We start from the raw sequence: 6427 nt of genomic DNA, 5'->3' as shown, positions 1-6427 counted from the left end.
GATGTGTATAAGAGACAGCCCGGAACGACCTGTATCCGGCGGTGCGCGCCTACCGCGCCTACATCGTCAAAGGGCTGCGGACGCTGCAACAGCGCACGGACGAGCTGCGCGACGCCGTCCGATCGGGGGATCTCGGCGCGGCGCGCAGGGCATGGCTGCCCGCGCACCTGGCGTGGGAACGGCTCGGCGCCGCCTACGGGACGTTCGGGGACGCCGCCGACGAGATCAACGGGCGCCCGGCCGGGCTGCCGGACGGCGTGCGCGATCCCGGCTTCACCGGGTTCCACCGGGTCGAACGGGGGCTGTGGCACGGCGAGCCGACAGCCTCGCTGCGCGCTCCGGCCGACCGGCTCGCCCACGATGTCGCCGCCTTACGGGACGCCTTCCCGCAGCAGCAGATCGACCCGAACGATCTCGGCCTCCGCGCGCACGAGATCCTGGAGAACACGCTCCAGTTCGAGCTGACCGGCAAGGCCGACCAGGACAGCGGGACGACGCTCGCCACGGCCGCCGCGAACCTCGACGGGACGCGGGCCGTCCTCGCACCGCTCCGCCCCCTGCTCGAAGACCGCATGGACCTCACCGCGATCGACGCCTGGCTCGACCGTGCCGCGCGCCTGATCAGGGCGGAGCACAGGCACGGCCACTGGACGCCCCTGGCCCGGCTGACCACCATGGAGCGGGAACGCATCGACGGCGCGATCGGCGAACTCGTCGAACGGCTGTCATCGGTCGCGACCATCGCCGAAGTGCGGAGAACCCCGTGACCGCGCCGGGGCGGCGGACGTTCCTGCGCGGCGCGATGGCCGCCGGGGTCACGGGCGCGGTCGCCCGAGGCGCGCCGCCGCCCGCGGGACCGGGCGCTCGCGGGTTCCACGGCGTCCACCAGGCCGGGATCCTGGACGGGCCGGAGCCGCGCGCGATCATCGCCGCGTGCGACGTGCTCACCGAGAAGCGCGCCGAACTCGCCGATCTCTTCCGCGCGCTGACCGCCCGCGCCAGGGCGGTGACCAGCGGCGGCGCGCCCGCCCAGGTGGGCGTGACCGGGCCGCCGCCCGACTCCGGCGTCCTCGGCCCGGACGTCCCGGCCGGCGGCCTCGCCCTGACGGTCGGCATCGGCGCGTCGCTGTTCGACGACCGCTTCGGCCTGGCCGCGCGGCGCCCGGCACGGCTGGCGGCGATGCGGACGTTCCCCGACGACGACCTCGACCCGGCCTGGTGCCACGGTGACCTGCTGCTGCGCTTCGGCGCCGCCGACGAGGACACCGTCCTCCACGCGCTGCGGGACGTCTGCCGGCACACGCGCGGCGCGATGCGCGTCCGGTGGCGGATCAGCGGATTCACCAGCCGGCCCCGCCCGTCCGGGACGCCCCGCAACCTCATGGGCTTCAAGGACGGCATCGCCAACCCCGACACCGCCCGCCGCGCCGAGATGGACCGTCTCGTCTGGGCCGCGCGGGACGGATCCGAGCCCGCCTGGACGGCCGGCGGCACGTACCAGGTCGTCCGGCTCATCCGGATGCTCGTGGAGTTCTGGGACCGCGTCTCCCTCACCGAGCAGGAGCGGATGTTCGGCCGCGCCCGCGAGACCGGCGCGCCGCTCGACGGCACCCGCGAGCGGGACGTCCCCCGCTACGCCCGCGACCCGATCGGCGAGGTCATCCCGCTGACCAGCCATATCCGGCGCGCGAACCCGCGCGTCCCGGAGACCGGCGGCAGCCGGATCCTGCGCCGCGCCTGGAACTACGACCGGGGCGTGGGCGAGGCCGGCGACCTCGACATGGGGCTCGCCTTCACCTGCTACCAGCAGGATCCGCCGCGCCAGTTCGAGGCCGTCCAGGAGCGCCTGCGGGGCGAGCCCCTCACCGACTACATCTCTCCGTTCGGCGGCGGTTATTTCTTCGCACTTCCGGGTGTCGTGGACGCCTCCGACCACTTCGGAAGGGCTCTGCTGATGTAGACGAGCCGGTCGGCGGAGAAGGAGGGGACATGCGCAGGCCCGTAGTGCTGGCCGCGTCCGCGGTGGCGGCCGGGGTGCTGGCGGTGTCCGGAACCGCCTGCCGCCCGGTGCACGACTCCCGCGCGGCCACCGGGAGCCCGGAAACGCAGGCGCCGCCGGAGCCGCCGCTGACGCCGATCAGGCACCTGGTGGTCATCTACGGCGAGAACGTCTCGTACGACCACTATTTCGGGATGTACCCGAGGGCCGCGAACACCGACGGCACGCCCTTCCACGCCGCCCGGAACACCCCGAAGGCCAACGGCCTGACGAAGAAACTCCTGAAGCGGAACCCCAACCGCTTCAACCCGAAGCGGCTGAAGCACTCCCAGGCCCTCACCTGCGACCAGAACCACGGCTACGCCGCCGAGCAGAAAGCCGTCAACGGCGGTCGCATGAACAAGTTCGTCGAATTCACCGAGCACGACAAGTGCACGGGCCAGCCCGTCCTGTTCGGCGAACCCGGCCTCGTCATGGACTATTTCGACGGCAACACCGTCACCGCCATGTGGAACTACGCGCAGCACTACGCGATGAGCGACAACTCGTGGGACTCGGTCTTCGGGCCGTCCACGCCGGGTGCGCTCAACCTGGTCTCCGGCCAGACGTACGGCGGCTACGCGGTCGACCCGAAAACGCACCAGAAGGTGTCAGACACCTCTGTGGTGATGTCCCCGAACGCGGAGGGCATCGGCACGGTCATCACCGACCCGGACCCGGCGTTCGACGACTGCTCGAACGACGGCCACACGTCCGACAACAACCTCGCCGTGATGACCGGCCGGAACATCGGCGACCTGCTCAACGCCAAGAACGTCACGTGGGGCTGGTTCCAGGGCGGATTCCGTCCGACCGGGACGAAGAACGGCTACAAGGTGTGCGGCTCCGCCCACGCCAACATCGGCGGCAACCGGGTCATCGACTACAGCCCGCACCACGAGCCGTTCCAGTACTACAAGTCCACGGCGAACGAGAAGCACCTGCCGCCTTCGTCGCCCGCCGCGATCGGCCGGACGGACCAGGCGAAACCAGTACGACCTCACGGACTTCGACACCGCCCTGGCCGCGCACACCGTGCCCGCCGTCTCCTTCCTGAAGGCCCCCGCCTACCAGGACGGCCACGCGGGCTACTCGGACCCGCTGGACGAGCAGCGGTTCATCGCCACCACGATCAACAAGATCCAGCGGTCGCCCGAGTGGGCGTCGACCGCGGTGGTCCTCGCCTACGACGACTCCGACGGCTGGTACGACCACGCCCGGCCGCGGATCACGAACGGCTCGGACGACGCCGCCCAGGACGAGCCCGCCTGCCGCCGCGTCCGGGCCGCCGGCGGCCACGACGGCCGCTGCGGCCCGAGCCAGCGCCTCCCGATGCTGGTGGTCTCGCCCTACGCGAAGGCGGACCACGTGGACCACCACCTGCTCGAACAGGCGTCCATCCTGCGGTTCATCGAGGACAACTGGCGCACCGGACGCATCGGCGGCGCGTCCTTCGACGCCCGCGCCGGAACCCTCGCCCACCTGTTCGACTTCGACCGCCCGAAGGCGCGCCGCGTCCTCCTCGACCCGAGGACCGGAGCCGTCCTGCGGTAGGGGCGGCCTGGCGGAGGCTACGCGCGGGCCGGGGTCTTCTCCTCGGCGTCGCCGGGCCGGTGGTCGGGGACGAAGCGGTAGCCGACATTGCGGACGGTGCCGATCAGCGACTCGTACTCGGCGCCCAGCTTGGCCCGCAGGCGCCGGACGTGGACGTCGACCGTGCGGGTGCCGCCGAAGTAGTCGTAGCCCCAGACCTCCTGGAGGAGCTGCGCGCGGGTGAAGACCCGGCCCGGGTGCTGGGCGAGGTACTTCAGCAGCTCGAACTCCTTGAAGGTCAGATCGAGGACGCGGCCGCGCAGGCGCGCGGTGTAGGTGGCCTCGTCGATCGTGAGGTCGCCGCTGCGGATCTCGCCCGGGACCTCGTCGTCGTCGGTGCCCGCGGCGGCGCGGCCCACGGCGAGGCGCAGCCGGGCCTCGACCTCGGCGGGGCCCGCGGTCTGCAGCAGCACGTCGTCCAGGCCCCATTCGGGGCTGAGAGCGGCGAGGCCGCCCTCGGTGACGATGGCAAGCAGCGGGCAGTCGAGTCCGGTGGTGCGCAGCAGCCGGCACAGGCTCTTGGCCTGGACGAGGTCGCGGCGGGCGTCGACCAGCACGACGTCGGCCGGGTCCGTGTCGATCAGCGCGGACGCCTCCGCGGGGGCGACGCGCACCGAGTGCAGCAGAAGTCCGAGCGCGGGCAGGACCTCGTCGGAGGGCTCCAACGCGTTGGTCAGCAAGAGCAGGCTGCTCAAGTGCCGCCTCCCGTCCAAAGACGTAGGACCCGGACGGCTCATCTCCCCAGCCCCGCCCAGGGTCGGCGACTCAACGACGAGGCGACCATGAAGGGCCTTTCGGATGAACTCCATGGCCTCGTCGCCCGGATCCCTCCTCCAGAGCATAACGGACCGGTCCCCGGCGGCCCCGGGGCAGGACGTTGAATACTGGTCCCATGGCCAAGGGGACGATGCGGTACTGGGCGGCGGCGAAGGCCGCCGCGGGCACGCCGGAGGAGCCGTACGAGGCGGGGACGCTGGCGGAGGCGCTGGCGGCGGCGTCGGCGGGGCGGGACGAGGAGTTCGCGCGGGTCGTCCGGCGGAGCTCGTTCCTGATCGACGGGGACCCGGTCGGGAGCCGGCCGCACGCCTCGGTCGTCCTGCCCGAGGGCGGGGTCGTGGAGGTGCTGCCGCCGTTCGCGGGCGGGTGACGCAAGGTCATTTTCCGGTGTGTCCCGATTCGGTGTGAACCCGCATTAAGGTGTGGCGATCGCATGCCGTCGTCGGAGGAGAGACATGCGGAAGGTACTGCTGGTACTGCTGATCTTCGTGGCCGTGGTGCTGGTCGCCGCGGACCGGCTCGGCGTGCGCGTCGCGCAGGACAAGATCGGCGAGCAGGTGGCGGCGCAGTACAACCTGTCCCAGCGGCCGGACGTCACGATCCACGGCATCCCGTTCCTGACGCAGGCGGTCGGCGGCGAGTACGAGCACATCGAGGTCGAGATCGGCGACTGGACGGAGCAGGGCGTCACCGTCTCCGGCGTCACCGTCGACATGCGGGGGGTGAACGCGCCGCTGTCGGAGGTCAGCAAGGGCAGCTCCGCGAACGTCACGGCGAAGACGGCGACCGCGTCCGCCGTGATCCCCTACGACGTGATCCGCAAGGAGGCGCCGAAGGAGGTCACGGCGCTGCGGCCCAAGGGCGACGACCTCTCGGTCGACCTCACCGGCAGCATCCTCGGCTTCCCCGTCTCCGGGACCGCGGTCGTGGAGGTGCAGCCGACCGCCAAGGGCATCGCGATCTCGCCCGTCTCGGTGGGGTCGGACGGCGCCGCGCAGATCCCGCTGGCGCTGGTGAAGAAGCAGCTCACCTGGGTCGTGCCGGTCGCCGACCTGCCGGTCGGGTCGCGGATCAGCCACATCGAGCCGACGCCGGACGGGCTGCGCGTCGCCGCGACGGCCGAGAACGTCCACCTGAACGATCTCCAGCAGGGCCGCAGATAGTCCGCGCCGGCGGTGAACCGCCCGGTCGGGGCGTACGTGACAGTGGTGTGGGTCCGACCGCCGATGAGGGTCTGCTTCGCGCCCTGTACAGCGAGCACGGAGGTCCCCTCCTCGGGTACGTCCTGCGGCTGACGGGAGGGGACCGGACGCAGGCCGAGGACGTCGTGCAGGAGACGCTGCTGCGCGCGTGGCGGCATCCGGAGGCGCTGGCGGGGCGTCCCGTGCGGCCGTGGCTGTTCACGGTGGCGCGGAACCTGGTCGTCGACGCGCACCGCGCCAAGCGCGCGCGGCCGCCGGAGACCGGGATCGACGAGCACGTCATGATGACGGCCGACGGCTCCGACGACATCGACCGGGCGCTGGAGTCCTGGACGGTGGCCGAGGCCCTGGCGGGGCTGAGCCCGTCGCACCGGGCCGTCCTGGTAGAGACCTACTACAAGGGCCGGTCGGTGGCCGAGGCGTCCAAGACGCTCGGCATCCCGCCCGGCACGGTGAAGTCCCGCACCTTCTACGCACTGCGGGCGCTCAAGCTCGCATTGGAGGAGCGGGGGTTGGCGCCATGAACGACTGCACGGACGTGCGCACCTCACTCGGCGTGTACGTGCTCGGCGCGCTCGACCCCGGCGAGCGGAGCCAGGTGGAGGGCCACCTGGAACGCTGCCCCGCCTGCCGGGACGAGCTCGCCGGGCTGGCCGGCCTGCCCGCACTGCTCGGGCGGGTCGAGCGGGAGCAGCTCGAACAGCTGGCCGGGCCGGCGCCCGAGTTGCTGGACGGGCTGCTCGCCAGGGCGGCCGAGCGGAGGAGGGGACCGCTCGGACCCCTGGGGCGCCTGGCCGGCGGGCGGGGCCCCGCGGGG

At 72.3% G+C, this 6427-nt stretch carries 7 protein-coding genes and 2 pseudogenes; 8 read left to right on the top strand and 1 reads right to left on the bottom strand.

Annotated elements, in window-relative coordinates:
• Nucleotides 1-41 precede the first annotated feature (41 nt).
• From ETD96_RS46275 to ETD96_RS47805, 4 genes and pseudogenes are all read left to right on the top strand, one after another.
• On the top strand, nt 42-767 hold the full coding sequence (locus ETD96_RS46275) for an EfeM/EfeO family lipoprotein (RefSeq protein WP_205719687.1): 726 nt from the start codon (nt 42-44) through the stop codon (nt 765-767).
• Entirely contained in the window at nt 764-1960 is a 1197-nt protein-coding gene (locus ETD96_RS46270) for a Dyp-type peroxidase (protein WP_240808545.1), read from the top strand. The genes ETD96_RS46275 and ETD96_RS46270 overlap by 4 nt, the downstream gene beginning before the upstream one ends.
• Before the next feature lie 29 nt (nt 1961-1989).
• Nucleotides 1990-2970 (top strand): annotated as a pseudogene (locus ETD96_RS47810) (alkaline phosphatase family protein); the annotation flags it as partial.
• Between the two features lie 61 nt (nt 2971-3031).
• A pseudogene (locus ETD96_RS47805) lies at nt 3032-3592 on the top strand (alkaline phosphatase family protein); the annotation flags it as partial.
• A 17-nt stretch (nt 3593-3609) separates the two neighbouring features.
• On the opposite strand, the gene ETD96_RS39190 reads toward ETD96_RS47805, so the two are convergent.
• Nucleotides 3610-4326 (bottom strand): winged helix-turn-helix transcriptional regulator, encoded by a 717-nt coding sequence (locus tag ETD96_RS39190; protein ID WP_138641547.1) that lies wholly within the window; start codon nt 4324-4326, stop codon nt 3610-3612.
• Nucleotides 4327-4523: 197 nt separating this feature from the next.
• On the opposite strand from ETD96_RS39190, the gene ETD96_RS39185 reads away from it, so the two are divergent.
• The 4 genes from ETD96_RS39185 to ETD96_RS39170 form a co-directional block, all read left to right on the top strand.
• Nucleotides 4524-4778, top strand: coding sequence for a MoaD/ThiS family protein (locus ETD96_RS39185; RefSeq protein WP_138641546.1), 255 nt, complete (start codon nt 4524-4526; stop codon nt 4776-4778).
• An 85-nt stretch (nt 4779-4863) separates the two neighbouring features.
• A complete protein-coding gene (locus ETD96_RS39180) occupies nt 4864-5571 on the top strand; it encodes an LmeA family phospholipid-binding protein (RefSeq protein WP_138641545.1) in 708 nt (235 codons plus the stop codon).
• A 47-nt stretch (nt 5572-5618) separates the two neighbouring features.
• A complete protein-coding gene (locus tag ETD96_RS39175; protein WP_171069452.1) occupies nt 5619-6134 on the top strand; it encodes a sigma-70 family RNA polymerase sigma factor in 516 nt (171 codons plus the stop codon).
• Nucleotides 6131-6427 (top strand): anti-sigma factor family protein (locus tag ETD96_RS39170; RefSeq protein ID WP_171069451.1); only part of this gene is annotated, 297 nt, incomplete at its 3' end. The genes ETD96_RS39175 and ETD96_RS39170, both read left to right, overlap by 4 nt.

This window comes from Actinomadura geliboluensis (assembly GCF_005889745.1).
GTDB classification, from domain to species: Bacteria; Actinomycetota; Actinomycetes; order Streptosporangiales; family Streptosporangiaceae; genus Spirillospora; species Spirillospora geliboluensis.
This window is presented reverse-complemented; position numbering and strand designations above follow the sequence as displayed.